Source organism: Pseudomonas sp. AK106 (assembly GCF_053903055.1).
Map to the genome: position 1 here is coordinate 3,777,864 of NZ_CP096426.1, position 25,604 is coordinate 3,803,467.

The following is a 25,604-nucleotide window of genomic DNA, read 5'->3' on the forward strand; positions in this document are numbered from 1 at the left end:
ATGTTTGAATTACGCGTATTGACCGGCCTGCACCAGGGCGCCGCGCTGCCGCTGGTGGGTGAGCAATGGGGCATTGGCGCTGACGCCGATCAGGATCTGGCGCTGCACGATCCCGGCGTCGAACAGCTGCACTGCCGCCTGCAACGCCAGGGCGAAGACTGGCGGCTCGACGCGGCCGACGGCGCCGTTGCCGATGAAGAAGGCCACCTTCATGGGAGCACCCTGCTCACCCCCAACACCGCTTTTGTGCTGGGTTCGGTCTGGCTGTGCGTGTCCCCGGCCGAGGACCCCTGGCCTTCGCTGCCGGCGGTGATTCCTCAAGCGCAGTCCGAACAGACGGCACAGACCGAAGCGCCGGCCAGCGCGCCGCTGGAGAAGGTCGAGTCTCGCTCACGCTTCTTCAACCGCACCACCGGCGTGGTCATCGGCCTGTTGCTGGGCATTGCCGGCAGCGCCTGGAGCCTGAGCCGCAGCGCCGCACCCGCTTCGGAGCAACTGGCGATCAGCTCCCCTGCGCAGCAGCTCGCACAGCAGGCCAGGCCTTCGAGCGAGAAGAGCAAACCGACCGAAGCAGCCGCCAAAAAGCGCATCCGGCTGACCAGCATCGATGACGTCAAACGCCAGCTCAACACCATGCTCAGCGAACGCCTGCTGAGCGACGTCACCCTGGAGCAGACGCCCGAGGGCCTGGCGTTGAGCGGCAATCTCAAGCCGGAATCGCAGCTGGTGTATCAGCGCATGCTGCAGCGTTTCAAGGACCGCTATGACACGCCGGTCGCGTTGATCGACAACGTCGCCGCCGGCACCAGTGGCCTGCCGTTCACCATCGTGCAGATCATGTCCGGTCCCCACGCCCACCTGGTCACGGCGGACGGTCGCCGGCTGTACGTCGGCGACGAACTGGCCGGGCTGCGCCTGACCCGCATCGATGACAACCGCATCCAGTTCGACGGCGACCGCCACTACGAGGTGAGCTGGTGAACGCGGCGCTGGATCAATGGAAATCCGCCCACCTTCAGCGCCTGAAGGGCTTTTCTGCGGTGAAAGTCAGCGGCCGTGTCAGCGCCGTCAGCGGCATCTTGCTGGAGTGTCAGATTCCCGCAGCCAAGGTCGGTGACTTGTGTGAAGTGAGCAAATCCGACGGCAGCACCATGCTCGCGGAAATCGTCGGTTTCACCCGCGACTGCACGTTGCTCAGTGCCCTAGGCACTCCGGACGGGATTCAGGTCGGCGCGCACATCCGGCCCCTGGGCATGGCCCACCGCATCGGCGTCGATGACCGTTTGCTGGGCAGCGTGCTCGACGGTTTCGGTCGCCCGCTGCTGGGGGATTCAGAAGGCGCATTCGCCGGGCCCGGTGATCGCCGCGTGACCCTGCCGGTGATCGCCGACGCCCTGCCGCCGACCCAGCGGCCGCGGATCAGCCGGGCATTGCCCACGGGCGTGCGCGCCATCGACAGCGCGATTCTGCTCGGCGAAGGCCAGCGCGTCGGCTTATTCGCCGGCGCCGGTTGCGGCAAGACCACCTTGATGGCCGAACTGGCGCGCAACATGGACTGCGACGTCATCGTCTTCGGCCTGATTGGCGAACGGGGCCGTGAGCTGCGCGAGTTTCTCGACCACGAACTGGACGCCACCTTGCGCGCGCGCTCGGTGCTGGTCTGCGCCACCTCGGACCGCTCCAGCATGGAGCGCGCCCGCGCGGCGTTCACTGCCACCGCCATCGCCGAGGCCTTTCGCGAGCGCGGCCTGAAGGTGTTGTTGCTGCTCGACTCCCTGACCCGGTTCGCCCGGGCCCAGCGCGAGATCGGTATTGCCGCCGGCGAACCCCTCGGCCGTGGCGGCCTGCCGCCTTCGGTCTACACCCTGCTGCCGCGCCTGGTTGAACGGGCCGGCATGAGCGAAAAAGGCTCGATCACGGCGCTCTATACCGTGCTGATCGAACAGGATTCCATGAACGACCCGGTCGCCGACGAGGTGCGTTCGCTGCTCGACGGCCACATCGTGCTGTCGCGCAAACTGGCCGAGCGCGGGCATTACCCGGCCATCGACGTGCAGGCCAGCATCAGCCGGATCATCAGCAACGTCACCGGACGCGAGCACCAGCAGGCGAACAACCGGTTGCGTCGCTTGATGGCCGCGTACAAGCAGGTGGAAATGCTCCTGCGCCTGGGCGAATACCAGCCCGGCAGCGACCCGGTGACCGATTGCGCCGTGCGGCTGAACGAGCCGATCAACGCGTTTCTGCGCCAGGACCTGCGCGAACCGGTGCCGCTGCAAGAGACCCTGGCCGCACTGATGCAACTCACCTCGCAACTGCCGGAGTAGTCGCGTGGAAGAAGCGCTCGAAGTCGATCCGCAAACCCTCGCCATGGAGCAGGTCATCAGCGTGCTCACGCCTTTGCGTCAGCATCGCCAGGCCAGCGCCGAACGGGCGCAGCGGCAGGCGCAGAAAACCCTGGAGCAGATGCACGAACACCTGCAACAGACTCGCGATTCCTACGCGCAGGAACGCCATAACCAGCGTGAACGCCGGCAGGTATTGAGCAGCGCCCACGTCAACAAAGCAATGTCGCTGGACGACCTCGAACGCTGGCACGAGAAGGAAAACCGCATGCTCGACCGGCTCGCCTATATCCGCCAGGACATGGCTCGCCAGGCGTTGGGTATCGACGAACAACAGCAGCGTCTGGCCCAGGCAAAAGACGCGGCGAAAGCGTCCCAACGCGCCGTGGAAAAACTTGCCTGCCTGGCCGAGGCCCTCAACGAACAAGGTGAATCGTCATGAACAGCCCGGTGCAACACCCGCCTCGCCCGCAACCGCAACAACGCGCTGAACCGCCCCGTACGCCCTCTCCGGCTTCCCCAAGTGAAACGCGCCAGCCGCAGCCCAACGTGCGTCGCGCCGATGCCGAACGCCTGCGCCGGCTGTGCGATGAATCCGCTTCGCCTGCGTCGTTGAGTGCAGACGGGATGTTTTTCTCCCAACTGCTGGTGCCGCCGGTGACGGAAGATCAAAGCGAATCGGGTTTTACCGGCAGCAGTTTCAGCACGTTGTTCCCCGCTGAAGGCGTGCCGACGCAGCTCATCGACGAGCTCGCCCAACGCCTGCCCCAACAGCCGGACGGCCCGTTGAGCCTGACCTTGCTAATGCCCAATCTGGGCAAGGTGCAGGTCAACGCGAACAAGCGCGACAACCAGTGGAGCATCGAACTGGGTTTCGCCCGACGGGGCGTGCTGAAACGCTTGCAGCCCCATCAACGCAACTGCGAAAGCGCGCTGGAACAGGCGCTGGGCTGTGACGTTGATTTGTCGTTGCACGAGGAGGCGGCAACATGAACCCGGATATAAATTCGGACGTGAGCAACGTGGACATGGCTGGATTGGACGTGAACCCTCTGAACATCAGCCGCCCGAACCCTGTAGGACTGGCTTTAGCCGGGAACCCGTCGTTCAGTCCGCTGACACTGCGGGAAGTCAGCGCCGCCGTCGCCGAGGCCTCGCGTTTGCTGGGCGCCGGCGTGAGCTGCAGCTACACCGCCCAGGGCCAGCGCGGCGAACTGACCCTGCGATTGATAGCCGACGATGCAAACCGGGATGGCTCGCCCTTCGTAGGACCGGTTTTAGCCGGGAACACGTCATCGCTGACCTGGTTCGACAGCGCCATCGGCCCCTTCGCCCTGAGCGACGCCGAAGCAGTGCTCAGTTTGCTGGGCGAACTGCCGGTCACCCTCGGCGGCGAGCACCAGCCGTGGTACTGGCAACTGGTGAATCAACGCATGAATACCGAACTGGCGGAACTGCTTTGCCCCTTGCGGCCACTCAGCGATATCACTGCGCTGTCCGTTGATGACCAACGCCCGGCTACCGCGCCGATGACCTGCCGATTGCACCTGCGGCTGGGTTCGCAGGTGTTGCACGCACAGCTCTGCACCGACGCGCGGGTCATGCTGCAACTGCTCGGCGGCCACCACTGGCAGCCACACCGGCAGAACGTCGCGCAGGACTGGCCCATCCGCCAGCCGCTGGTGCTGGGCGAGCTGTCGTTGAGCCTCGACCAGTTGGCGTCGTTGCAACCGGGGGACGTGCTGCTGCCGTCGTTGTGTCATTTCGACGAGGAAGGCGGCGGGCGCCTGCAACTGGCGGGTCGGCAATGGGCAGTGCAGACGGACAGCCGCGCAGAGCAGCTGTATGTACGGTTCAGCCACGAGGAAGACTTGGGACATGGTCAATGAAGAATTGTACGAAGACGAGATCGAGGATCTTGCCGACGATGAGTCAATTGAGCCACCGCTGAATCAGGCGCCGGATCAGAGTAGGACCGGCTTCAGCCGGGAAGCTTTTGAGGACCCTGGACATCACGGCGCCCCCGAACATCAATCCACTGAAAACGAGTGGCAGGATGAAACCGCCGCCGTTGGCTACGCGGACGATTCTTACGAGCCTCAATCAACAGAAACCCACCCCTCCCTCGACTCCCTCGATCAACTGCCGCTGGCCCTGACCCTGCGCTGCGGCAGCCTCGAACTGACCCTCGGCGACCTGCGCCGCGTCGCTGCCGGCACCGTATTACCGGTCAACGGCGTCACGCCGGGCTTCGCCACCCTGTGCCATGGCGATCGCATCGTCGCGGAGGGCGAGCTGGTCAGTGTCGAGGGCCGGCTCGGTCTGCAGATCACCCGCATGGCGTCCCGCCCATGATCATGGACGGGATGAACCCGGTGATGCTGGCGCTGTTTCTCGGCGCCCTGTCGTTGATTCCGTTTCTGTTGATCGTCTGCACGGCCTTTCTCAAGATCTCCATGACCCTGCTGATTACCCGCAACGCCATCGGCGTGCAGCAAGTGCCGCCGAACATGGCGCTCTACGGCATCGCCCTGGCCGCGACCATGTTCGTCATGGCCCCCGTCGCCCACGAAATCCAGCAGCGGGTTCACGACCGCCCGCTGGAGATGGGCAGCACCGAGAAATTGCAGGCCAGCGCCAACACCGTCATCGAGCCGTTGCAACGGTTCATGAGCCGCAACACCGACCCGGAAGTTGTCGCGCATCTGCTCGACAACACCCAGCGCATGTGGCCCAAGGACATGGCCGATCAGGCCAGCAAAAGCGACCTGCTGCTGGCCGTCCCCGCCTTCGTCCTGTCCGAGTTGCAGGCCGGTTTTCAGATCGGCTTTCTGATCTACATCCCGTTCATCGTCATCGACCTGATCGTCTCCAACCTGCTGCTGGCGCTGGGCATGCAGATGGTCTCGCCGATGACCATTTCGCTGCCCCTCAAACTGCTGCTGTTCGTGCTGGTGCAAGGCTGGACGCGCCTGCTCGACAGCCTTTTCTACTCGTACATGTGAGGCGGTGATGGAAGCGCTGGCGTTGTTCAAGCAGGGCATGTTTCTGGTGGTGATTCTCACGGCGCCGCCGTTGGGGGTCGCCGTGCTGGTCGGCGTCATCACTTCGCTGCTGCAGGCCTTGATGCAGATCCAGGACCAGACCCTGCCCTTCGGCATCAAGCTCGCCGCCGTTGGGCTGACCCTGGCCATGACCGGGCGCTGGATCGGTGTCGAGCTGATCCAGTTCATCAACCTGGCCTTCGACCTGATCGCCCGGTCCGGCGGCGCGCACTAGATGCCCTTCGACGCCCAGGGCCTGTTCGAACTGATGCTGGGCATGGGCCTGGCGGCGGCGCGCATCCTGCCGTGCATGATTCTGGTGCCGGCATTCTGCTTCAAATACCTCAAGGGCCCGCTGCGTTACGCGGTGGTGCTGGTGGTGTCGATGGTGCCGGCGCCGAGCATCAGCCGCGCGCTGTCGGGGATGAATGACGACTGGTTTTCCATCGGCGCGCTGCTGCTCAAAGAGGCCGTACTCGGCACCCTCCTCGGCCTGTTGCTGTATGCGCCGTTCTGGATGTTCGCCTCGGTGGGCGCGTTGCTCGACAGCCAGCGCGGCGCCTTGAGCGGCGGTCAGCTGAACCCGGCGCTGGGGCCTGACGCGACGCCGCTGGGCGAGCTGTTTCAGGAAACGTTGATCATGCTGGTGATCCTGTCCGGCGGTTTGTCGCTGATCACGCAGGTGATCTGGGACAGCTATCAGGTCTGGCCGCCCACCGCCTGGCTGCCCGGCATGACTGTCGACGGCCTGGACCTGTTTCTCGAACAGCTCAACCAGACCCTCCAGCACATGATGCTCTACGCCGCGCCGTTCATTGGTTTGCTGCTGTTGATCGAGGCCGCGCTGGCGATCATCGGCCTGTACGCGCAGCAACTGAACGTGTCGATCCTGGCCATGCCGGCCAAGAGCATGGCGGGCATCGCGTTCCTGCTCATCTACCTGCCGACGCTGCTGGAACTGGGCAACGGCCAGATCATGCAACTCGCCGACCTGAAGCATTTGCTCGGTCAACTGGTGCATATGCCGTGAGCGAAAAAACCGAAAAAGCCACGCCCAAACAGGTGCGCGACGCCCGCGAAAAGGGTCAGGTCGGGCAAAGCCAGGACCTGAGCAAACTGCTGGTGCTGCTGGTCGTCAGCGAAGTGACCCTGGGCCTGGCGGATGAAAGCGTCGCGCGCTTGCTGAACTTGCTGAACCTGTCGTTTAAGGGGGTTGGCCAGCCCTTCATGCACACCGTCGAGCAGGTCGCCAGCGAGGGCGCGAGCGTGTTGATCGGCTTCATCCTGAGCAGTGTCGGCATCGCGATGCTGATGCGGCTGGTGGGCAGCTGGATACAGATCGGGTTCCTGTTTGCGCCCAAGGCATTGAAGCTGGACTTCAACAAGCTCAACCCCTTCGCCCACGCCAAGCAGATGTTCTCGGCGCAGAGCCTGACGACCTTGCTGCTCAGCGTTTTGAAAGCCACGGCCATCGCCGTGACGCTGTACGTGGTGGTGAAGCCGTCGCTGGGCACGCTGATTTTGCTGTCGAGCACGGACCTGACGACGTATTGGCATGCGCTGTTGGAGGTGTTCCGGCACATTTTGCGGGCGACGCTGGGGTTGCTGTTGGTCATCGGCGCGGTGGACTTTGCGCTGCAGAAGTATTTCCACGCGAAGAAGCTGCGGATGAGCCATGAGGACATCAAGAAGGAGTACAAGCAGGCCGAGGGTGACCCACACGTGAAGGGGCATCGTCGGCAGCTGGCCCATGAGTTGTTGAACCAGGCACCGACTGCGCCGGCCAAGCCGGTGGAGGATGCGGACATGGTGGTGGTGAATCCGACGCATTATGCGGTGGCGTTGTATTACCGGCCGGGCACGACGCCGCTGCCGCAGATTCATTGCAAGGGTGAGGATGATGAGGCGCTGGCGTTGATTGCGAGGGCGAAGAAGGCGGGGATTCCGGTGGTGCAGAGTATCTGGCTGGCGCGGACGCTTTATAAGGTCAAGGCCGGCAAGTACATCCCGCGCACGACGCTGTTGGCGGTGGCGAATATTTATCAGATCGTGCGGCAGCTTGAGGACGTTCCGGACGAGGTCATTCGAATTGACGATGTTTGATCAGGATCAAGATCAACAGCGTCTGCCTGGGGGCAGACTGTTTCGCCTTCGGCGAGTTACTTGATAAAGCCCCAAGTAACCAAGGGCTTGTGCTCCTGGTTGGGCCCTTCCTTCGTCAGGGTTCCTTCACTCCGGTCTCGCTCCGTGGGCCCGCGCCGAACGGGCATCCATGCCCTGACGGCGCTCTCGCCGCATCCATGCGGCTCGACCCACTGCGCGAGACCTGCGTTCAGCCTGCACCGAAGTCGCGTTTTGTGTCGTTTGGACTTCTTGCGTAGAAGATCAAAAGCAAAAGCAAAAGCAAAGGCTTCCCGGCTAAAGCCGGTACTACGGTCGAGGTTGCGGCCACTTTTGATCGTTCCCACTTGGAGCGTGGGAACGATCAAATATCAGCGCCTGAGCGGGCCTCTTCCCGGCTAAAGCCGGTCCCACAAAAAAGCAGCGCGTGCATCCAGTGAAATGGGTGGTGGCCGCACTGGCCTCTTCCCGGCTAAAGCCGGTCCTACTAAGCGTAAGCGCGCTTTTGATCTTCCTACGCAAAAGGCTCAGTCACCGCCAATCGCGACTTGGGTGCAGGCCGAACGCAGACGACGCGCAGTGGGCCGAGCCGCATGGATGCGGCGAGAGCGCCGTCAGGACATGGATGTCCGTTCGGCGCGGGCCCACGGAGCGTCGTCGAAGTGAGGGTATTCCGACGAAGGAGGAACCTAACCAGGAGCAAGCACCCTTGGTTACTTGGGGTGCTTTTCCAAGTAACTCGCCGAAGGCGAAACGTCTGCCCCCAGGCAGACGCCCTTGATCTTGATCTTGAATTACTGCAAAGCATCACTCAGATGCCCCAACCCCGCCAGCTCCAGCTCCTGCCGGCGAATACTGTCCAGACTCACCGCCGCCCCCTGCGCATCGGGCACCGCATGCCAGACCACAAAATCCCGCTGAACATCCAAAAACAAAAAGAAATCGTTAAACAACTCCGCCTGCGAAAACCGCCGCTCCAACGCATCGCGCAACTGCTCCGGACGCAAGGCCCGGCCCTCGATATGCAACGCAATGCCCCAGTCCCGATGCTCACGTCGACTGACAAACGCCACGCCCGTCGCCACCGGCCAGATCGCCGCACGCTCAGCGGCGACGTGGGCATAAAACGCTGCTTTTTCCGATACCCGAATCATGCTCAGTCCTTTAATGGCACCACAGTAAAATCCTGCTCATGGTCACGCTCATCAATCCCCTGACGCATGTCCGGCGGCCACCAGATCACCAACTCCCGGTCATTGGAATCTGGCCGCTTGCACGAATAACCCGAGCACCCATGGGTGGCACACCCCGCCAACGTGGCAGTGACCAGAAACAGCAAAAGCAAACCGCGCAGGTTCATCGTGTAGCCCCCTTGAGCAGCGAAGGTCGGTTCTGTTTGGCCTTGCTCGACACCTGCGGCTGACGCAGGGCGATGTAGATTTCACTCTCCGCCCCCGGCTGCAGCCACGCATGGGGCCAGGCGCTGACACCCATCACCCAGCGACCGCCACAGCGGCTTTCATCGATGCGCACCGGCTTGCTGGTGGTGTTGCGCGCCACGACCACCGCGATGCCCCAGTCCTTGCGGGTAAACCACTGGGAACGCTGGCGATCCATACTCAGGCCGACGCCCGGATCACACAGGCTGTCGGCTTCGAACGGCAGGGTCTCGCCGCTGTTGAAGCCCACCGGGGTCACGCCGTCGAGCAACTGGGTGAAGGCGTTCTGCACATCGCTGCGGGTCGGTTGTTCACCACCGTCGCGACGTTCCTTGATGCGCTTCATCTGGTCATCGACATCGTGGGGGTTGCCGTTCTGCACGTAGCGCGCCGGATTGATCTGATCGCCGATCAGCCGAGGCGTCAGGATGAACAGGCGCTCACGCTGGTTTAGCTCGCGACTGCGGGACTGGAACAGCAGCTTGCCGATCACCGGAATGTCGCCCAGCAGCGGGATCTTGTTGACCTTGTCGGTGGTTTCCAGCCCGTGGAATCCGCCGATCACCAGGGAGCCATGCTCCGCGATCACCGCCTGGGTGCTGACGTTGCCCTTGCGCACCGCCGGCTGATCTTCGTTGATTTGCGAGGTGTCGATCTGGCCGTCTTCGATGTCGACGATCAGTTGCACCTGGGATTTGCCGTTCTGGTCCAGGGAGCGCGGAATCACCTGCAAGCTGGTGCCCGCCGTGATGGCCTGAATGTCGGCGACGCGTTCGGAAGTGGCAGTGAGGTATTCGGTACGGCTGAAGTCGATCACCGCCGGCTGGTTTTCCAGGGTCAGAATCGACGGATTGCCGATCACCGACGCCGCGCCGTTGCCTTCGAGGGCATGCAGGTCGGCCGAAAATTTACCGGCATCCTGGATAAACAGCGTGGTGCTGGTGCCCTGCTCGAACAGGTTGGCGCCGCCGCTCACGCTGCCGCCCTTGAAATTCCAGCGGCTGGACAGCTGCGCCAGTTCGTTGCGGTCGATGTCGAGAATCACCGCGTCGATCTCGATCAGGTTACGCGGCGTGTCCAGTTGCTTGACCAGCTTCTCGTACATCGCCCGGCGTTTGGGCAGGTCATAGATCAGCACCGAGTTGTTGCGCACGTCGGCGCTGACGCGGATCTTCGAACGGCCCTTCTCTTCACTGGAGGACCCGCCGCGCTTGCCACGGGATCCCAGCACGCGGTCCAGCCCCTGTTCGATGGCGCCGGTGTCGAAACCCTGGCCTTCCATGCCGCCGTAATTCAGGCCCGACGACGTGGTGCCGCCTCCGGATCCGGCTGTACCACCCTGCCCTTGCAGCAGGTTGACACCGTTGATGGATTCGCCACGGGAGCGACTTTCCAGCAGCTCCTGAAGAATGCTCGCGACGCCGGCGACGGTGAGCTGTTGATCGCGATAACGAATGGTGCGGTCGGCGGCGTTGGCGTACTTCAGCGGCAGGACCACGACGTCCTGCTTCTCGGCTTTTTCCGGTGCCTCGACCTTCTTGCTGTAACTGCGCACGAAGTCGACGTACTTGGCCGGACCGCGCACCAGCACCACCCCTTCGTCGGGCAAGGCGCCCCAGCCGAAACGCTTGTCCAGCAGGCCGACATCGGACAGCGCCTGCTGCAGGTCATCGACCGCTTCCGGCGACACTTCGATCCGTGCCGAGGTCTGCTCGCTGGTCGGGCTGATGTACAGGGTTTCGTTGTAGACGAACCACTGGAAGTGATGCTCCTGACCCAGCCGGTCGAGGAATTCCTGAGGGTTCTGCGCACGAATGCGCCCGTCCAGCGTGCCCGGCATCGCCGGCATGTCCAGGCCGATGCCGAACTCCTTGGCGAAATCTGCCAGCGCAGTAGCCAGCTCGGTCTGCCGCGCATCGTAGGCGTAGGCGGTGTGTTTCCAGGCGTCAGGCACCGCTGCCAGCGCCGGCGCGCCGATGCCGATCATCAGCAAAGGCAACCACATTAAGGCCTTGCGCATTTCACACTCCCGGTTGCCAGGTTTTGAGGGTCGAGCGGGACGACGAGGCGGTCGCGCTGCGAATCGAGGTTTGCATGAGGCTGAGCATCGCGGCGCGCTGATTGGCCAGGCGCTCCAGACGTTCGAGCAGTTGCGTGGGATTGCAGGGGTCGGGAATCCAGCTGACCAACACCACGCAGCGGGTGTCGGGGTCGATCGCCAGTCCGCCCTCACAGGCACAGGCCACGCCGGCACCGCCCTGGGCGAGTACCGCGTCGAGGCGTTGCGGGTCGCTGCCGTCGTAGGGATCAAGCACATCCAGGCTCAGGCGAATGCCGTTGCCCGACACCGCCAGCCGCGCGTTGGCGTCGTCGATCCAGCAGTCCAGTGGTGCGAGCGGACGTCGCTCGCACCACTGAGCGAGGATCGCGCTGAATTCACTGAATTCCATCGATGATCGCTTTGGTGATGCCGTGTTTGGCGCGCAGCCCTTCGTTGAGGATCATGTTGGCGACGTTGGTCTGCTGCGAGGCATCGCTGAACGCCTGGAAGTCTTCCATGGTGCCGCTTTCCGAGGCGGTTTCGGCGGCGTCCTGCATGTCGTCCTGGGCGCGGGAATAGGAGTGATCGAGGTGGTTTTGCAGGGATTTGAAACTGATCATGCCGGTGGCTCCAACTGAGGGATTCAACCCCTGAGTGGAATCTGCGGCCGCTCCGGTTCCATGAACCGTCACAACCGGGTCAAGAAAATCTCATGAAGGCGCCGAAGACCCCACCAGCCCGCGGCGCAGGCTGTCCCAGTCGATGTCGAACGCGCCGTTGGCGTCGCTCAGGCGCAGGGTCTGCGGCGCCAGGGCCGGGTCGGACTTGACCTGCCAGTGACCGGCGAATCGACTGGCCGACAGCCACTCGCCGAGGCTGCCGAGCATGTCGGGATGGGCGCTGAGCACGGCGGTGGTTTCAACGGACTGTCCGGCAGCCAGATTGCGCATCAGGGCGCGGCTGCGTTCAGCGAGTGTGGTCTGGTCGAGCAACTCGGCAAGGGCCTCATTGAGCAGGGATTCCACGGCCTCCATCGACGCCTCGGCCAAGGCCAGTCGCTGCTGCTCAAGGTGCTGCAGAAAACCGTTGGCGCTGTCCCAGAATTGCGCCAGCGCCTGATCCTTTTCGTGCTGCGCCTGGGCGTGGGCGGCGGCCAGAATCTGCTCGGCTTCTGCCCGGGCATTGTCCAGCACCTCAGCGGCGAGCACGGTACTGGCCAGGTCTTCGCGACGGAGGATGTCGGTGACCAGCACGGTGGAGGAAGACAACACGAGACGACGCTTGGCGAGCATGTTCAGCTCCTGAAATACAATGAGGTAACGGCAATCATCAAGGCGTCGTCACTCGCCACAACACCGAGTGCCAGAGGGTTTGCAGCTTGTTCTCGGGCAGCTCGGCGCACGCCGTCGGCAACACATCCGGCGCCCACGACAGGCGCAGCCGTGACCAGCAAGGCTCGCCCGCCCACGCCGCCAGCAATACGCGCGCATCGCTCACCGAGGCGTCCAGCCATAAACCGGGCCGCAACGCCTTGGCCACGGCGCGGCACCAGGGCTCATGCACATGCCCGGCGTGATCAGCGCTCGCCTGCCCGCCCTGGCCGAAACAGATGCGGCCGGCCAACGACAGCGCCTGCTGCTGTTGCGCGTCATCCAGTTGCAGCCATTGCATCATCGAGTCAACGGGCGGCGGCGGCTGGCTCGGGACCACGCCGACGCTGTGCAGAAAGACGTCGTGCCGCGTGCCGAGCAACTCGGTGCCATCCTCGCGCGTCACGCCGCAATGGTCCGCGAACACGTCGATCCAGTCGGCATGGGCCCATTCCCATGGCGCACACCACCAGCGAATCCAGTGCTCCTCGGCGCTGAGCATTACGCCCTCACCGGCATGCTCGTCCGGGCACTGCGGCGCAGGCCGATGCGTTGCAACAGCGCATCGCGCCAGTCACCGCGCAGGGCCAACACGATCAGGGCAATCAGCAGCAGCGCGGCAAACGGCGCGAGCCACAGCATGCGGTTCCAGAAATCGAGGTTGGCGCTGTCGACCAGAAACGGCCCGAAACTCACCAGCCGTTCGGTGTCCTGAAACTCCGCCGCCGGCACGAACACGATGGCGAATTTCTTCGAATCCAGGGGCTCGCCGGACATGCCGGGAATGCTGCTGGCGACCATCTGCTGAATACGCCCGCGCACGCTGTCGGGGTCGAGGGCCGAGGTGTGTTTGATGAACACCGCCGCTGAAGCCGGCTGCACCGGCTCGCCCGGCGCGATGCGTTCAGGCAGCACCACATGCACGCGGGCGACGATCACGCCGTCGATCTGCGACAGCGTCGCTTCCAGCTCCTGGGACAAGGCATAGATGTACCGCGCGCGCTCTTCCAGCGGCGTGGAAATCACCCCTTCTTTCTTGAAGATTTCACCCAGGCTGGTGCGCGAACGACGCGGCAGGCCGGCCGCATCGAGGATCCGCACCGCGCGATTGATCTCGGCGGTCGGCACGCTGATGACCACACCGGTCTTCTCGCTGCGCTTGCGCGCGTCGATGTGCTGGTCGGCGAGGCTGGCGATCACGTCGTTGGAATCCTGCTCGGACATCCCGGTGAACAGGTCCGTGTCATCGCTGCACCCGCTGAGCAGCAGCATCAGGCAGATCAGTCCTGCAGTCAGGTATTTCACGGCATGCCTCTACTGCAGGTTGGTCAGTTTATCGAGGGCCTGGGCGCTCTTGCTGACGACTTTGGTGGTCAGCGCCATTTGCAGCGAATACTGCGACAGCGACCGGCTCATCTGGGAGATTTCCAGCGGGTCGTCGGTGGTGGACGCCCGTTTCATCTTGCGCGCCGCTTGCTGCGACAGCTTGTCAGTGGCGCCAAGGCGTTCCGACAGCGCGCTGGCGATCTGTTCGGACAAATGGCTTTGCTGCATCGACAGCTCGGGACGCATGGCGGCGTTGAACAGATCGACGTCCGCCTGCGAAGGCCCGCTGACCAGTCCCTGATCCAGGCGTGGCTCAAGATCGGTGGACGGCGATTTGAGTTGGTTGACATTGGAAAGGGTCACGGGGGTTCTCCGGCAGACGGTGTCGAGGGGCGCAGCTCGGTTCAGGACAGGCTGTTGCTATTGCTGCTGTTGCCACCGCCCACCAATGCCGAGACAAGGGCAGCAGCGGCCTGGGCCAGGGTGTTTTGCTGATCCTGTTGGGCGAACGGGTTTTGCCCGCCTGCGCCGTTGACGCCGGCACCGTTCTGTTCCGCTTCAAGCCCTTTCTTGATCAGGCCGCTGAGCAGTTGCCCCAGGTCCTGGGTCACGCTCTGGGTGGCACCGCCCGACTGAGACGCGTCGTTCATCGGCGTACCGAGGCCGCCGCCGACGCTGGCATTGACGCCCTTCTGGAGCAGATCGCCCAGCAGTTGGCCGAGGTCCTGATTCACGCTGCCGGGGGTTTGCATAGCGCCGCCCGATGGATCGGCGGGAGAAAGGCTGCTCAGCTGCGATCCGCCGCCGGCATCACTGAGGCCGTTCTGTTGCTGATCGAGTTGACCGCCCAGAGAGTCGAGCGCAGAACGGAAATCAGCGGTCTCTTTGCCGTCGAGGAAGTTGTCGCCCTCAGCCGTGAGCTCAATCTTCCAGGAGCCCGAGTCCGGTGCCGGGAATTTGACCGGATCCTGGGCCGTGCGCTGGTCCATGAATTCAGCGATTTTTTCCAGCAGCGGCATGTCGCCCTTGGAGAAGGTGGTGCCTTTGTCCGTCTTGGTCAGGAGGTCGTCCAGTGAGGCCTTGGCCAGACCGTTGAGGGTCTTTGACATCAGGTCCGGCGCGCCGGCACCCGCCTGGCCTGCATCGGCGGCAGCACCAAAATTGTCGCCCAGCTTGTCTTTGATCAGGTCGCCCAGCGCCGCCTTGATCATGTCCGGATTGCCGCCGATCAGGGACGCCAACGGATTGTTCTTCTCCATCTGCTTGCCGACCATCTGGCCCAGCGGCGATTCCTTGTCCAGGTGCCCGTCCTTGGTCAGCGCCTGAGCCAGCTGATCAATGACGTCCTTCAGCGACTGCGGGGTCTTGTCGCCGCCTGACGTCGGCTGGGAAGCCACGGTGCCGATGTGCAGGTTTTGCAGCGGATTGGTATTGGCATTGAGACTTAGCATGAAACCTCCATCCTTAGGTGGATGCCCCCCTTTTCAGGGGGCGCTCGGACCGATCAGTAGCTGATGCCCTTGGCGTTCTGCGCTTCGGCACTGATCGCCTTGTTGGCGCTGTCTTCCTTGCCGGAACGGATGGCGCTGAGGACATCGTTGGTCTGCTTGCGGATGTCGGCTTCGGTCTGCATGGCAATCAGGCGCGCCTGGCTGGCATCGGCCTTTTCGGTAGCGGCGTTTTGTGCCGCTTCGGCCTTGGAAGGGGCAGCGGAATCCGTGATCTGGCCTTCCTGCTGGACTTTGGTCACAGCGTTGGCGCCCTGCTGAGTCGCCTGCCCGGCGCCAGTGATAAAGCTGTTGGCGAGGCCACCGACCATTGCTATTGGATTTGGCATGTCGAACACTCCTGAGTCATCACCAGCGAAAGTGCTTGGTGCCAATGGGTGGCCCGGACCTCAGGATCGGTTCCCATGTCGCTCAATAAAGTTCGTAGCAGGCGGGGACGCTGCGGATCTGGCCGTTTGAACGCAGGGTGTGTCGCCAGAGAAAGCGGGATAAACGGAGGTCAGACGTCGAGCTCTTTCATGCGGTGGTAGAGCGTCCGACGGGGGATTTCGAGCTCCTGGCTCACGGCATCGACGCTGTTGTTGTGGCGCTTGAGCGCGGCTTGAATCAGCGCTTTTTCGATGACCCGCAACTGCGATCTCAGGCCCGATGATTCGCCCTCTTCGCTGGCCTCCCCGCCCAGCAGCGGAAAGCCCATGACGTGACGCTTGGCGGCTGATTTCAGTTCGCGGATATTGCCCGGCCAGTCGTGGTTGAGCAGGACGTGGCGCAGCACGCCAGTGGTCTCGGGCATCGGAACACCCGATTCCTGCGCCGCGGCTTCAGCAAAACGCGCGAACAACGGCAGGATGCGCGCCCTCTGCTCGCGCAAAGGCGCCAGGGTCACGGTCAAGACGTTCAGGCGGAAATACAGGTCCCGGCGAAAACGTCCCTGTTCGACCATCTCGTCAAGGGAGCGCTGAGCCGAGGCGATGACGCACACGTCCAAGGCAATGGGTGATGTCGAGCCGAGGCGTTCGATGGAGCGCGTTTCCAGCACCCGCAGGAGTTTGGCTTGCAGGGCCAAGGGCATGCTGTCGATCTCGTCGAGGTACAACGTGCCGCCCTGGGCCGCTTCGATGTAGCCAACCCGGGCCCGATCGGCACCGGTGTAGGCGCCGCTGACCACGCCGAACAGTTCGCTCTCGGCCAGGGATTCCGGGATGGCCGCGCAGTTCATCGCCACCAGCCGGCCCTTGCGGCCGGACAGCGCATGAATCCGGCTGGCGACGGTGTCCTTGCCAGTCCCGGTTTCGCCTGACAGCAGCAGGTCGATCCCCAACTGGCCGAGACTGCGGGCCACCACCCGCAGGTTCGGCACCTGATGGTCGTCCTCCAGTTGCTCATCGAATAACTCGTACACACTCATCCACGACCTCTGGTATCTCAGGGTTACGCGACATTGGCTGCGCGAGATTGGCTGCGAGGCGTCCATTGCGAAACAGCGCGCTTGGTGAGGCAGGTATTTGTGGGGCTCAGGGCGGAACTCGCGTTTGTAGGACCGGCTTTAGCCGGGAAGGCGTCAGGCGTCACACCACACATCTCATGCCTTTCACACCGGCCCCTTCCCGGCTGAAGACGGTCCTACGAAATCACCGCTTCTTCAGCATCATTCATCCCCAGCTCCTTCATCCGGTGGTACAAGGTGCGCCGAGGAATTTCGAGCTCCTGCACCACCGCTTCCATGCTGTGTTTGTGACGCTTGAGTGCGTCTTCGATGAGCATCCTTTCGATGACGCGCAGTTGGGTCTTCAGGCCGGTTTCCAGGTCTCGGTCCGCAGGCGCATCGCCGCCCAGCAGCGGGAACCCCAGCACAAACCGCTTGGCGGCCGACTTCAGCTCGCGAATGTTGCCGGGCCATGAGTGGCTGAGCAGGACCTGCACCAGGCGATTGTCCAGCTCGGCAACCGGGCAGCCAAAATCGGCGGCGACTTGCTGGGTGAACTGGTCGAACAATGGCAGGATCTGCTCGCGACGCTTGCGCAAGGCTGGCATTTGAATAGTCAGCACATTGAGCCGGAAAAACAGGTCGCGACGAAAAAGCCCTTGTTCCACGAGTTCATCCAGAGGGCGCTGCGCCGAAGCGATGACACGAAGGTCCACCGGAATGAAGTCGGTCGACCCCAGGCGCTCGATGCCCCGGGTTTCCAGAATCCGCAGCAGCTTGGCCTGCAGGCTCAGCGGCATGCTGTCGATCTCGTCCAGGTACAGCGTGCCGCCGCAGGCCGCTTCGATGTACCCCTCCCGAGACCGACTGACACCGGTATAGGCGCCGTTCACGACCCCGAACAGCTGACTTTCCGCGAGGGATTCCGGAATAGCCGCGCAGTTCATACCGATGAAAGAACCTGTCCGACCGGACAAGTCATGAATACGTTTGGCCAGCGTGTCTTTGCCTGTTCCTGTCTCCCCGCACAGCAGCAAATCCATACTCAGGTTTGCGGTATTCAATGCTATCTGCTGGATATCCAGCGCCACATTTTCTGGCGGACAGGAACAGTCGCTTACATCGATTTCTTCTTTCATCGATACCTCTCGTAGTGGGAGCAAGCGATTTATTAATACCACGCATTACAAAGGCAGCCACAATTAAATTTAGTTCCCCGACGTCGCGAGACCTACTTCACACGCGACCAGTGGTAGCACTTTGACTTTATTGACGAAGACAACTAATTATCCGCAAAACATTCAAACGACTATTTAAAATCATCCGTTGCCCCCGACTGGACGATGAAGCGTCGGAGGCGTCCAACGGCCCGGCCAGCCTGGCGCCTGCATCACAATAGCTTAACAATCATCAGGTTATGCTCTGCCATGGTGCGTCCCCTTTGTCTTCCCCTCATCGCTATGGCGGCGGCGAACCGGTTGACAAGCCAGCACGCTGACTCATGCCGTTTCAAACTTATTGTCATTCCTCGCGCGCGCTCGACCACCGCCTATTTAATATTCGCTCGTCCCGGACAAGTAATGCGAACTTACTTGATCGCCTGACTTATATATCCCGCCCCTTTATAACTTATATAACGTCACCCACCTATTTAAAGCGACCCTATCATTGACACCTGAATTATTAGTTTCAAGGAAGGCTAGTTTAACTCCGTTCGGAAATCCGACTGAGCCAAGTCGGTTTTCCGAACACGCTTTACTGTACTCTCGCGTATAGGTCCAAACCCCTTGCGTTTAGCGGGTCGGACATACCGACTATCATGATTTGAACTATTAACAGCGAAGCAAAGGTTTGCGGATCAATAACGATTCGGTAATGGGATCCAACTAATCCTCGCCGCGCAGGATGATCTGCCAGGCACTGCTCAACGAGCCAAAAGGCTCATCAACCTAGGGCAGTGGATGTTTCGAATTGTGTCTTCGAAGGCGACTGGCCATGATGTATCGGCGTTTTTACAAAACGCCGGCAAAGTTCGGTGAAATTTTCGTTAATTCATTGTGTGAATAAGTCTGACCCGGCTCATCCGGGTCGATGGGACGTGCAAAGCAGGCGGGCGGATGTGTGTCTGCGCCGGTACACGGCGAGCCCATTGCTGCCAAAAGTGGGCCCGAAGCGGACAACCTCACGGCTGAGGCGTCGCCTCAGGGGCGCACAATTCCCGCTGACGCCGTGGCAGTCGTGACCGCCAGTGCCTCGTTACCGTGCACGACGTCGTCGGTCATTTTGTCCAGAGTGGCGGAAAGCTGCTCGAACTGGTCGCGAGGCACGAGCAGGCGAGAGGGTCCGTCGGCTGTTTTTTTGCGCAGAAATGCCGGGTTGAGGTTCAACAGCACCGAGCGATCGATGCCGGCGCTGACAGCGAGGCGCTCCAGATCCACCGGCCGCGCCAGCTCCAGCTCCGTGAAATACGGCGCGTTGGCCACCGGGCTGAGTTTCACGCCATAGGTCTCGGGTTCGCGCACCAGCAACGACAGCGCCAGCAGGCGCGGCACATAATCCTGGGTTTCCTTCGGCAGGCTCAGGTGCCAGTAATCGGTGGGTAGCCCTCGCCGCTGATTTGCGTCGATAGCCCGGCTCACCGTGCCCTCCCCTGCGTTATAGGCGGCCATGGCCAGCAACCAGTCGCCACCGAACTGGCCATGCAGACGCGTCAGGTAATCCATCGCCGCTTTGCTGGAAGCCACGACGTCCCGGCGGCCGTCGTACCAGGCGGTCTGGCGCAGGTCAAAATCGCGCCCGGTGGCCGCCATGAACTGCCACAGCCCGGCCGCGTCACGGATCGAATTGGCCTTGGGGTTGTAGGCGCTCTCGATGATCGGCAATAGGGCCAGTTCCGCCGGCATCGCGCGCTGGTCGAGGGTTTCGACGATGAAGTGCAAATACGGGCTGGCCCGCTGGCTGGCGTTGCGGATGAACCCTGCATTGCCCAGCAGCCAGTTGCGCTGACGCACGATGCGTTCATTGACGCCATTGTCGTCGGCCAGGCGGAAATCCTGCCCCATTCGCTGCCAGATATCACTGCCGTCGTAGGGTTGCGTCGGCCGCGAGTAAGCCAACGGCTCTTCGCTGCGATGGAGCCCCGCCACCAGGCGCGGCGTGCGTTCGGTACTCGCCTCGGGAGGGCCGTAGGACTGGCACCCGGCACACAGCACCGCGACGGTCAGTGAAGCGATGCGCATCGGTCGAACGACACGCAAAACGCCCGAATACGGGCGGAAGGCAGGCGGCATGGGAGGTCATCCTGAGAGGTTTATGCTGTGTGGCACGGGCGCTTGAATGGTTCCAATACGCCCGTGCTGTCACACCCCTCCTGCGCGCCTTCCTTATATAGAAAGCCTCTGCATCACGAGTGCATCACCTTGTCGTGATCGCGAACGCTGTATTTCACCACGCCCCAGATCAGCAGCTCGTCGCCCTCCATAACGTAGCGCGGCGGGTATTTGGTGTTCTCGGACTTGAGGATGACCTCGTTGCCACGCATGTGCAGGCGTTTGCAGACGGGCTCGGTATTCAGCGCGGCGATGACGATGTCGCCATGCTCGGCATACAGGCTGCGGTCGACGATCACCAGATCGCCGCAATAAATGCCCGCGCCCTGCATGCTGTCGCCTTCTATTTTGACCAGATAGACATGGGGCGCGCGGATGTCGAAGAGCTCGTCCAGCGAGATGTGCCGCTCGATGTGATCGGCCGCTGGCGAGGGAAAACCCGCCGGTACTTGAAAGGCATAAAGGGGGAACCGCTCGCCCGCCGCTGACAACCGGCCAAGGATGGTGACACTCATGGGACTGACCTTGTGTTTGTTAACTGTACGTATATACAGTTAACGTTCTCAGCCGCGTGCGGTCAATGTTGTAGGCAGGAAAATTCGACGGGTGACACATGTGCGGACGCTACTCGATCTACGAGCCAATGGACCATTACCTCAAGACGCTTGCGCCAGAGCAGTTGGTGATCAACGGCTACGATCTCTGGCCCATCGAGCGTTACAACGTGGCGCCGACCACCCGCGTCGAAATCATCCGCCCGGTGACTGACGGCCTGAGCGTCGACAAAGTGCGCTGGGGCTGGTCGCCCCACTGGGCCAAAGGTAAACGGCCCGACCCGATCAATGCGCGGGTCGAAACGGTCATGACAGGCAAGTTCTTCAAGGATCTGTGGCCGAACGGTCGCGCCCTGGCCCCGGCCAATGGCTGGTACGAATGGGTCAAAGACCCGATCGACTCGAAGCGCAAGCAGCCGTACTTCATCCATCTGAACGACCAGGGGCCGATGTACTTCGCCGCCTTGGGACAGGTCAGGCCTGGCCTTGAGCCGGATGAGCGCGACGGCTTCGTCATCATCACCGCAGCGAGCGACGCGGGCATGCTCGACATCCACGACCGCCGCCCCCTGGTGCTGACGCCCGAGCTCGCACGGGAATGGGTCGACCCGCAGACACCGGCCTCACGGCTCGCGCAAATCGCCCAGGAAGGCTGCCGGCCGGTCAGCGATTTTCACTGGCATGCCGTGGGCAAAGAGGTCGGAAATGTGCGCAACGAGGGTGCGCAGTTGATCGAGCCCTTGGCCGGGCCCGATTTGCTGACGGAGGATCAGGACGAGAACGTTTGATCGCTGCACATGGCGATCACGCGGCACTCAATGGGGCAGGTTTGGAGTGATCAGAGCGTCCACTTCACCGAGAACATCAGGTTGCGCGGATCGCCGTAAACGCCGGTACCCGACGCGATCGGAATGCCCTGCCAGTAGCGGGTGTCGAACAGGTTGTTGACGTTGACCCGGCCGTCCCAGTGCTCGTTCAGCTTGTAGCCGGCCATCAGGCCGACGATGCCGTAAGCGTCCTGATCGGCCTGGCCGTCGCCAACGCGGTTGAAGGTCTTGCTCTGGGCCAGCACGTCCGCCCCCACTCGCCATTTGTGCAGCTCGCCCGGCAGGGTGTAGCTGGTCGCGGCTTTGAACAGATGCTTCGGCTGCTCGGGGGCGAACAGTTTGCCTTCGTTGCTTTTGGTGCCGTCTTCGACAAACTGGCTCAACACGTAGGTGTACGACGCCGAGAACTGCCAGTCCGGCGTCAGCGCGCCGCTCAGTTCGGTATCAATCCCGCGGCTGCGCACTTTGCCCGCTGCACCGTAGCAGCTGGACGCCGGGAAGCTCGGGCAATTAGTGGAGTTCTGGTCCTGCACCAGGTACGCCCGGTTTTCCTGCTCCATTTCAAAGAGCGCCACCGAGGCATTCAGCGCGCCGTCGAAGTATTCGCCCTTCAGGCCGATCTCGTAGTTCTTGCCCGTCATTGGCTTCAACACCGAGCGCGCTGAATCCATCTCGGTCTGCGGCTTGAAGATTTCGGTGTAGCTGGCGTAGGCCGAGTACGTGTCGTTCAGGTCATAGATGACGCCGGCGTAGGGCGTGACTTCGCGGACCACCTTGTAATCGCCGCTGCCGGCGCGGTTGTCGAAGTCATACCAGCTGACGCGGCTGCCGAGGGTGACGTGCAGGGGGTCGATCGGGTTCAAGCGCGCGACGGCGTAAACCCCTTCTTCGGTAGCGGCATTGCGGGTTTCGTACAGGCTGGTGTCGACGTCAGGTTTGGGCAGTGAATGGGTCGGGTTGTAGAGGTCAATGGGCGTGCCGTCGGTCCAGCCGCCCCACTGGTGAAATTTCTCCTGCCGGTGGCTCACGCCCACGACCAGTTCATGCTCGCGACCGAACATCTGAAACGGCCCGCTGAGGGACGCATCGAGGTTGGTCTGGTCATCGTCGTCGCGGTACTTGCCGTGGTACTGCTGAAAACCCAGACCGTCGTAGTTGCCGATGTAGCTGGAGAAGGTGTCCGCTTCAGCCCAGATCTTCTGTCCCGCCAGCTTGGCCGACCAGCCGTTGTCGAAACGGTGGGTGACGTCGGTGAAGAACATGATGTTGTCTTTGTTCCAGTACGACCAGTCGTTGCTGAGGAACGTCGAACGCTTGAGGTGCAGGTCTTCGCCGTTCGGGCCGCTGGGCAGACCGCCCCAGTCCGAGGTGTTGTCGTCACGCTGTTTGGACGCGCCGACGGTCCAGGTGGTCGAGTCGTTCAGGTCGGCTTCGAGAATCCCGTAAAAGGTCTGCCGCTGATTTTTGCGGATATCGGAGAAGCTCTTGTCATCTTCGTACGCGGCCACCACACGGCCGCGAACGGTGCCGGAATCGTTGAGCTTGTTCGACGCATCGACCTCGGTGCGGTAACGGTCCCAACTGCCGGCGCTGGTGGTGACACTGACCTGCGGCACGGCGGTCGGGCGCTTGCGCACCAGGTTCAACGTCGCCGCCGGGCTGCCCGCGCCGGTCATCAGGCCCGTCGCCCCGCGAACCACTTCGACGCGGTCATACATGGCCAGATCCGCGCCGGAAATCACGTCCTGGGTGTAGGCGCTGATGCTGCTCGGCAGGCCGTCGTACATGATGTTGTCGATCTTGAAACCGCGCGCCAGAAACTCCTGACGGTCCGACGCCGTTCGGTGCAACGTCACGCCGGGCGCGTATTTCACCACGTCGTTCAGGTCATTCATGCCCTGATCGTCCATGCGCTGGCGGGTGATCACACTCACCGACTGCGGCGTCTCGCGAATCGACAGCGGCAGCTTGGTTGCCGTGTTCATGGAACCCGTTGTGTAAGAGCCCGAACTCTCCGTGGTCGCCTGCCCCGCAATGCCGTAATCGGCGTTGATGCTCAAGCCTTCCAGCGCGACGGCGCCCGACGCCAAATTGCTGCTGGCACTGCCCGGTTGAGCGAGCGATGTTACCGGTGGCTGATCCGGCAAATTCTGCTGCGTCGGCGCTGCGAAGGAATGGCTGGAGAAACCAAGGGCAACAAGTGCCGACAAGGCTGGCAGGGCGGGACGTAGCATCGGGTGCTTCCTGGAAAGGGCGAGAGCTGATCTGCGGCGCATCACCCTGATGAGCGACGTTCCACATGGCGAAAAGCTATGAGGGCGCCGATCGTAACAACCTTTTTATAAATTGTTAATGCAAACCGTTTCCATTTGTTAAAGCGTGTGATTTGTTTTTACTGCTCTTATGTCCATCAGTCGGCTCGGGCGAATTCAGTCTGGACCGGGCGGCGAGATCACAACTATCATGCCCATGTCTCACGATGAATAACCAAAGGTACTACCTTGCCCCGTTCCAACTGGCTGCCTACGCCGCCTTAGCGCTACGCCCCCCTCGCTTGACCCTGACCGCCACCTGACTGCGGTCGAATCCTGCTGCGCCTGATTTTCTGTCCGCGGCTAATCCACAACTCAATTGAAACAGACACACGTGTATCGCCCAGCGCCCGCCGCTGTGCGTCATGCCGTGCCTGCCCTGGGTGAATTAATGTTTGAAAACATCAGAACCGCCTGGCTGTCCGACGCCAGAGCGAACGTACTCGCTGGACTCGTTGTTGCGCTGGCCCTCATCCCCGAGGCGATCGCCTTCTCCATCATTGCAGGCGTCGACCCTAAGGTCGGCCTGTATGCCTCTTTCTGCATCTGCACCGTCATCGCTTTCGTCGGCGGCCGCCCGGCGATGGTGTCGGCGGCGACCGGTGCGATGGCCCTGCTTATGGTCAATCTGGTCAGGGACCATGGCCTTCAATACCTTCTGGCAGCTTCGTTGCTGTGCGGAGTGCTTCAGATCATCGCCGGCTATCTGCGCCTGGGTGAGCTGATGCGTTTCGTCTCCCGCTCCGTCGTGACCGGGTTCGTGAACGCCTTGGCGATCCTGATTTTCATGGCCCAACTGCCGGAACTCACAGGAGTGACTTGGCCGGTTTATGCCCTGACGGCGGGCGGGCTGGCCATCATTTACCTGTTTCCACGACTGCCGGTGCTGGGGAAACTGCTCCCCTCGCCGCTGGTGTGCATTATCGTACTCACCGCGATTTCAATCTCGATGGGACTGACCGTACACACCGTAGGCGACATGGGATCGTTGCCTGACAGCCTGCCGATATTTCTGTGGCCGGACGTGCCGCTGAACCTCGACACCCTGCTGATCGTTTTGCCCTACTCTGCCGCCCTGGCGGTCGTAGGGCTGCTGGAGTCGATGATGACCGCGACCATCGTCGACGACCTGACTGACACCTCCAGCGACAAGAACCGCGAGTGCAAGGGGCAAGGCATCGCGAACATCGCGTCCAGCCTGATAGGCGGCATGGCGGGTTGCGCAATGATCGGGCAGTCCATGATCAACGTGAAATCCGGCGGCCGCACCCGACTGTCGACGCTGAGCGCCGGGGTGTCGCTGCTGGTCATGATGGTGTTTCTCGGCGACTGGCTTGCGAGAATCCCGATGGCGGCGCTGGTGGCCGTGATGATCATGGTGTCGATCAGTACGTTCAGCTGGGACTCGATCCGCAACCTCAACAAGTACCCGCTTTCAACCAACATCGTTATGGTGGTGACGGTCGTGGTCGTGGTCGCCACCGACAACCTGGCCTTCGGCGTTGTGGCGGGTACCTTGCTGGCGGCAATGTTCTTCGCAAACAAGATCGGCCATCAGCTCGAGGTGAGCTCAACCCGTGATCCCGAGCACCCTCACCGCACGTATGAGGTAACCGGTCAGGTGTTCTTCGGATCAGCGGACAGGTTTATCCGATCCTTTGATCTCAAAGAGCCCCTCGAGACGCTGGCCATTGACCTTCGCGCCGCGCACTTCTGGGACATCACGGCGGTTGCGGCATTGGACAAAGTGGTGCTCAAGCTTCGTCGACTGGGGGTCCAGGTGGATGTCATCGGGATGAACCAGGCCAGTGCAACTCTCGTGGATCGCTTCGGCATTCATGACAAACCGGACGGTTTAGAGACGCCAATGGGGCACTGACCGCAGCAAAACGGTCAGCAGTGACGCCGGGAAGGCTTGGCAACGGCCTGCGCTGCGCAGAGACGCAGCGCTGCAATGGATAC

Annotated in this window: 27 protein-coding genes and 1 pseudogene; 12 read left to right on the forward strand and 16 right to left on the reverse strand. The window is 62.2% G+C overall.

The annotated features are described in order from the left end of the window. From sctD to sctU, 10 genes are read left to right on the forward strand one after another with little or no spacing between them, the layout of a single operon-like run. Window positions 1-981 (forward strand): type III secretion system inner membrane ring subunit SctD, encoded by a 981-nt coding sequence (gene sctD / locus M1E04_RS16615; RefSeq protein ID WP_192134508.1) that lies wholly within the window; start codon window positions 1-3, stop codon window positions 979-981. After that, a complete protein-coding gene (locus M1E04_RS16620; protein ID WP_065989242.1) occupies window positions 978-2,327 on the forward strand; it encodes a FliI/YscN family ATPase in 1,350 nt (449 codons plus the stop codon). Before sctD ends, M1E04_RS16620 begins: the two co-directional genes overlap by 4 nt. Window positions 2,328-2,331: 4 nt before the next feature. Continuing rightward, a complete protein-coding gene (locus tag M1E04_RS16625; protein WP_369319405.1) occupies window positions 2,332-2,787 on the forward strand; it encodes a type III secretion protein in 456 nt (151 codons plus the stop codon). After that, on the forward strand, window positions 2,784-3,338 hold the full coding sequence (locus M1E04_RS16630; RefSeq protein ID WP_410935495.1) for a type III secretion system HrpP C-terminal domain-containing protein: 555 nt from the start codon (window positions 2,784-2,786) through the stop codon (window positions 3,336-3,338). The genes M1E04_RS16625 and M1E04_RS16630 overlap by 4 nt, the downstream gene beginning before the upstream one ends. After that, window positions 3,335-4,234, forward strand: coding sequence for a type III secretion system protein (locus M1E04_RS16635; protein WP_456291742.1), 900 nt, complete (start codon window positions 3,335-3,337; stop codon window positions 4,232-4,234). Before M1E04_RS16630 ends, M1E04_RS16635 begins: the two co-directional genes overlap by 4 nt. After that, window positions 4,224-4,700 (forward strand): FliM/FliN family flagellar motor switch protein, encoded by a 477-nt coding sequence (locus M1E04_RS16640; RefSeq protein ID WP_455914082.1) that lies wholly within the window; start codon window positions 4,224-4,226, stop codon window positions 4,698-4,700. The genes M1E04_RS16635 and M1E04_RS16640 overlap by 11 nt, the downstream gene beginning before the upstream one ends. Then, window positions 4,697-5,350: a type III secretion system export apparatus subunit SctR gene (sctR, locus tag M1E04_RS16645; RefSeq protein WP_065989234.1), complete on the forward strand. Its 654-nt coding sequence runs from the start codon at window positions 4,697-4,699 to the stop codon at window positions 5,348-5,350. The genes M1E04_RS16640 and sctR overlap by 4 nt, the downstream gene beginning before the upstream one ends. Window positions 5,351-5,357: 7 nt before the next feature. Further along, window positions 5,358-5,624: a type III secretion system export apparatus subunit SctS gene (sctS, locus tag M1E04_RS16650; protein WP_065989232.1), complete on the forward strand. Its 267-nt coding sequence runs from the start codon at window positions 5,358-5,360 to the stop codon at window positions 5,622-5,624. After that, a complete protein-coding gene (sctT, locus tag M1E04_RS16655) occupies window positions 5,625-6,419 on the forward strand; it encodes a type III secretion system export apparatus subunit SctT (protein ID WP_065989230.1) in 795 nt (264 codons plus the stop codon). It abuts the gene before it with no gap. After that, on the forward strand, window positions 6,416-7,492 hold the full coding sequence (sctU, locus tag M1E04_RS16660) for a type III secretion system export apparatus subunit SctU (RefSeq protein WP_456291743.1): 1,077 nt from the start codon (window positions 6,416-6,418) through the stop codon (window positions 7,490-7,492). Before sctT ends, sctU begins: the two co-directional genes overlap by 4 nt. Window positions 7,493-8,304: 812 nt before the next feature. Here the strand turns inward: sctU and M1E04_RS16665 are convergent. The 15 genes and pseudogenes from M1E04_RS16665 to M1E04_RS16735 form a co-directional block, all read right to left on the reverse strand. Further along, window positions 8,305-8,664, reverse strand: coding sequence for a type III secretion protein HrpV (locus M1E04_RS16665; RefSeq protein WP_065989226.1), 360 nt, complete (start codon window positions 8,662-8,664; stop codon window positions 8,305-8,307). A 2-nt stretch (window positions 8,665-8,666) separates the two neighbouring features. Then, window positions 8,667-8,870, reverse strand: a complete 204-nt coding sequence (hrpT, locus tag M1E04_RS16670) for an HrpT family type III secretion system protein (protein WP_074891941.1) — start codon at window positions 8,868-8,870, stop codon at window positions 8,667-8,669. Further along, a complete protein-coding gene (sctC, locus tag M1E04_RS16675) occupies window positions 8,867-10,969 on the reverse strand; it encodes a type III secretion system outer membrane ring subunit SctC (protein WP_065989224.1) in 2,103 nt (700 codons plus the stop codon). Before sctC ends, hrpT begins: the two co-directional genes overlap by 4 nt. Before the next feature lies 1 nt (window position 10,970). Continuing rightward, entirely contained in the window at window positions 10,971-11,399 is a 429-nt protein-coding gene (locus M1E04_RS16680; RefSeq protein WP_192134524.1) for a type III secretion system chaperone family protein, read from the reverse strand. Beyond that, complete coding sequence (locus M1E04_RS16685; RefSeq protein ID WP_065989219.1) at window positions 11,386-11,610, reverse strand: type III secretion protein; 225 nt, start codon at window positions 11,608-11,610, stop codon at window positions 11,386-11,388. Before M1E04_RS16685 ends, M1E04_RS16680 begins: the two co-directional genes overlap by 14 nt. A 90-nt stretch (window positions 11,611-11,700) precedes the next feature. Then, complete coding sequence (gene sctL / locus M1E04_RS16690; protein WP_456291744.1) at window positions 11,701-12,282, reverse strand: type III secretion system stator protein SctL; 582 nt, start codon at window positions 12,280-12,282, stop codon at window positions 11,701-11,703. Window positions 12,283-12,319: 37 nt separating this feature from the next. Next, entirely contained in the window at window positions 12,320-12,862 is a 543-nt protein-coding gene (locus tag M1E04_RS16695) for a type III secretion protein (protein ID WP_456291745.1), read from the reverse strand. Then, entirely contained in the window at window positions 12,862-13,665 is an 804-nt protein-coding gene (gene sctJ / locus M1E04_RS16700; protein ID WP_369319888.1) for a type III secretion system inner membrane ring lipoprotein SctJ, read from the reverse strand. Before sctJ ends, M1E04_RS16695 begins: the two co-directional genes overlap by 1 nt. A gap of 9 nt (window positions 13,666-13,674) precedes the next feature. Further along, window positions 13,675-14,049, reverse strand: coding sequence for a type III secretion system inner rod subunit SctI (sctI, locus tag M1E04_RS16705; protein ID WP_065989211.1), 375 nt, complete (start codon window positions 14,047-14,049; stop codon window positions 13,675-13,677). Window positions 14,050-14,090: 41 nt separating this feature from the next. Next, window positions 14,091-15,137 (reverse strand): type III secretion system effector HrpZ, encoded by a 1,047-nt coding sequence (locus M1E04_RS16710; RefSeq protein WP_456291746.1) that lies wholly within the window; start codon window positions 15,135-15,137, stop codon window positions 14,091-14,093. Window positions 15,138-15,190: 53 nt separating this feature from the next. Next, complete coding sequence (locus tag M1E04_RS16715) at window positions 15,191-15,523, reverse strand: hypothetical protein (RefSeq protein WP_065989208.1); 333 nt, start codon at window positions 15,521-15,523, stop codon at window positions 15,191-15,193. A 170-nt stretch (window positions 15,524-15,693) separates the two neighbouring features. Beyond that, window positions 15,694-16,602, reverse strand: coding sequence for a sigma 54-interacting transcriptional regulator (locus M1E04_RS16720; RefSeq protein ID WP_192134537.1), 909 nt, complete (start codon window positions 16,600-16,602; stop codon window positions 15,694-15,696). Between the two features lie 215 nt (window positions 16,603-16,817). Further along, window positions 16,818-17,759: a sigma 54-interacting transcriptional regulator gene (locus M1E04_RS16725; RefSeq protein ID WP_456291747.1), complete on the reverse strand. Its 942-nt coding sequence runs from the start codon at window positions 17,757-17,759 to the stop codon at window positions 16,818-16,820. Window positions 17,760-18,824: 1,065 nt separating this feature from the next. Next, window positions 18,825-19,910, reverse strand: a pseudogene (locus M1E04_RS16730) (transglycosylase SLT domain-containing protein); the annotation flags it as partial. 113 nt (window positions 19,911-20,023) lie between these two features. Further along, on the reverse strand, window positions 20,024-20,464 hold the full coding sequence (locus tag M1E04_RS16735; protein WP_065989204.1) for a LexA family protein: 441 nt from the start codon (window positions 20,462-20,464) through the stop codon (window positions 20,024-20,026). A 98-nt stretch (window positions 20,465-20,562) separates the two neighbouring features. Here M1E04_RS16735 and M1E04_RS16740 point away from each other — a divergent pair, with 98 nt between their 5' ends. Continuing rightward, window positions 20,563-21,291 carry an SOS response-associated peptidase family protein gene (locus M1E04_RS16740; protein ID WP_192134543.1) on the forward strand — a complete coding sequence of 243 codons (729 nt, stop codon included), beginning with the start codon at window positions 20,563-20,565 and terminating at the stop codon, window positions 21,289-21,291. 50 nt (window positions 21,292-21,341) lie between these two features. On the opposite strand, the gene M1E04_RS16745 is transcribed toward M1E04_RS16740, so the two are convergent. Then, entirely contained in the window at window positions 21,342-23,564 is a 2,223-nt protein-coding gene (locus M1E04_RS16745) for a TonB-dependent siderophore receptor (protein ID WP_456291748.1), read from the reverse strand. A gap of 469 nt (window positions 23,565-24,033) precedes the next feature. Between M1E04_RS16745 and M1E04_RS16750 the strand changes: the two genes are divergently transcribed. Then, window positions 24,034-25,521, forward strand: a complete 1,488-nt coding sequence (locus M1E04_RS16750) for a SulP family inorganic anion transporter (protein ID WP_296311186.1) — start codon at window positions 24,034-24,036, stop codon at window positions 25,519-25,521. Window positions 25,522-25,604: the final 83 nt, after the last annotated feature.

What these genes read in the sequence shown, in the direction of transcription:
- sctD (WP_192134508.1), top strand. Translation starts at nt 1, where the DNA reads ATGTTTGAATTACGCGTATTGACCGGCCTGCACCAGGGCGCCGCGCTG.
- M1E04_RS16630 (WP_410935495.1), top strand. Translation starts at nt 2,784, where the DNA reads ATGAACAGCCCGGTGCAACACCCGCCTCGCCCGCAACCGCAACAACGC.
- M1E04_RS16635 (WP_456291742.1), top strand. Translation starts at nt 3,335, where the DNA reads ATGAACCCGGATATAAATTCGGACGTGAGCAACGTGGACATGGCTGGA.
- M1E04_RS16640 (WP_455914082.1), top strand. Translation starts at nt 4,224, where the DNA reads ATGGTCAATGAAGAATTGTACGAAGACGAGATCGAGGATCTTGCCGAC.
- sctR (WP_065989234.1), top strand. Translation starts at nt 4,697, where the DNA reads ATGATCATGGACGGGATGAACCCGGTGATGCTGGCGCTGTTTCTCGGC.
- sctS (WP_065989232.1), top strand. Translation starts at nt 5,358, where the DNA reads ATGGAAGCGCTGGCGTTGTTCAAGCAGGGCATGTTTCTGGTGGTGATT.
- sctT (WP_065989230.1), top strand. Translation starts at nt 5,625, where the DNA reads ATGCCCTTCGACGCCCAGGGCCTGTTCGAACTGATGCTGGGCATGGGC.
- M1E04_RS16665 (WP_065989226.1), bottom strand. Translation starts at nt 8,664, where the DNA reads ATGATTCGGGTATCGGAAAAAGCAGCGTTTTATGCCCACGTCGCCGCT.
- hrpT (WP_074891941.1), bottom strand. Translation starts at nt 8,870, where the DNA reads ATGAACCTGCGCGGTTTGCTTTTGCTGTTTCTGGTCACTGCCACGTTG.
- sctC (WP_065989224.1), bottom strand. Translation starts at nt 10,969, where the DNA reads ATGCGCAAGGCCTTAATGTGGTTGCCTTTGCTGATGATCGGCATCGGC.
- M1E04_RS16680 (WP_192134524.1), bottom strand. Translation starts at nt 11,399, where the DNA reads ATGGAATTCAGTGAATTCAGCGCGATCCTCGCTCAGTGGTGCGAGCGA.
- M1E04_RS16685 (WP_065989219.1), bottom strand. Translation starts at nt 11,610, where the DNA reads ATGATCAGTTTCAAATCCCTGCAAAACCACCTCGATCACTCCTATTCC.
- sctL (WP_456291744.1), bottom strand. Translation starts at nt 12,282, where the DNA reads ATGCTCGCCAAGCGTCGTCTCGTGTTGTCTTCCTCCACCGTGCTGGTC.
- M1E04_RS16695 (WP_456291745.1), bottom strand. Translation starts at nt 12,862, where the DNA reads ATGCTCAGCGCCGAGGAGCACTGGATTCGCTGGTGGTGTGCGCCATGG.
- M1E04_RS16710 (WP_456291746.1), bottom strand. Translation starts at nt 15,137, where the DNA reads ATGCTAAGTCTCAATGCCAATACCAATCCGCTGCAAAACCTGCACATC.
- M1E04_RS16715 (WP_065989208.1), bottom strand. Translation starts at nt 15,523, where the DNA reads ATGCCAAATCCAATAGCAATGGTCGGTGGCCTCGCCAACAGCTTTATC.
- M1E04_RS16720 (WP_192134537.1), bottom strand. Translation starts at nt 16,602, where the DNA reads ATGAGTGTGTACGAGTTATTCGATGAGCAACTGGAGGACGACCATCAG.
- M1E04_RS16725 (WP_456291747.1), bottom strand. Translation starts at nt 17,759, where the DNA reads ATGAAAGAAGAAATCGATGTAAGCGACTGTTCCTGTCCGCCAGAAAAT.
- M1E04_RS16735 (WP_065989204.1), bottom strand. Translation starts at nt 20,464, where the DNA reads ATGAGTGTCACCATCCTTGGCCGGTTGTCAGCGGCGGGCGAGCGGTTC.
- M1E04_RS16740 (WP_192134543.1), top strand. Translation starts at nt 20,563, where the DNA reads ATGTGCGGACGCTACTCGATCTACGAGCCAATGGACCATTACCTCAAG.
- M1E04_RS16745 (WP_456291748.1), bottom strand. Translation starts at nt 23,564, where the DNA reads ATGCTACGTCCCGCCCTGCCAGCCTTGTCGGCACTTGTTGCCCTTGGT.
- M1E04_RS16750 (WP_296311186.1), top strand. Translation starts at nt 24,034, where the DNA reads ATGTTTGAAAACATCAGAACCGCCTGGCTGTCCGACGCCAGAGCGAAC.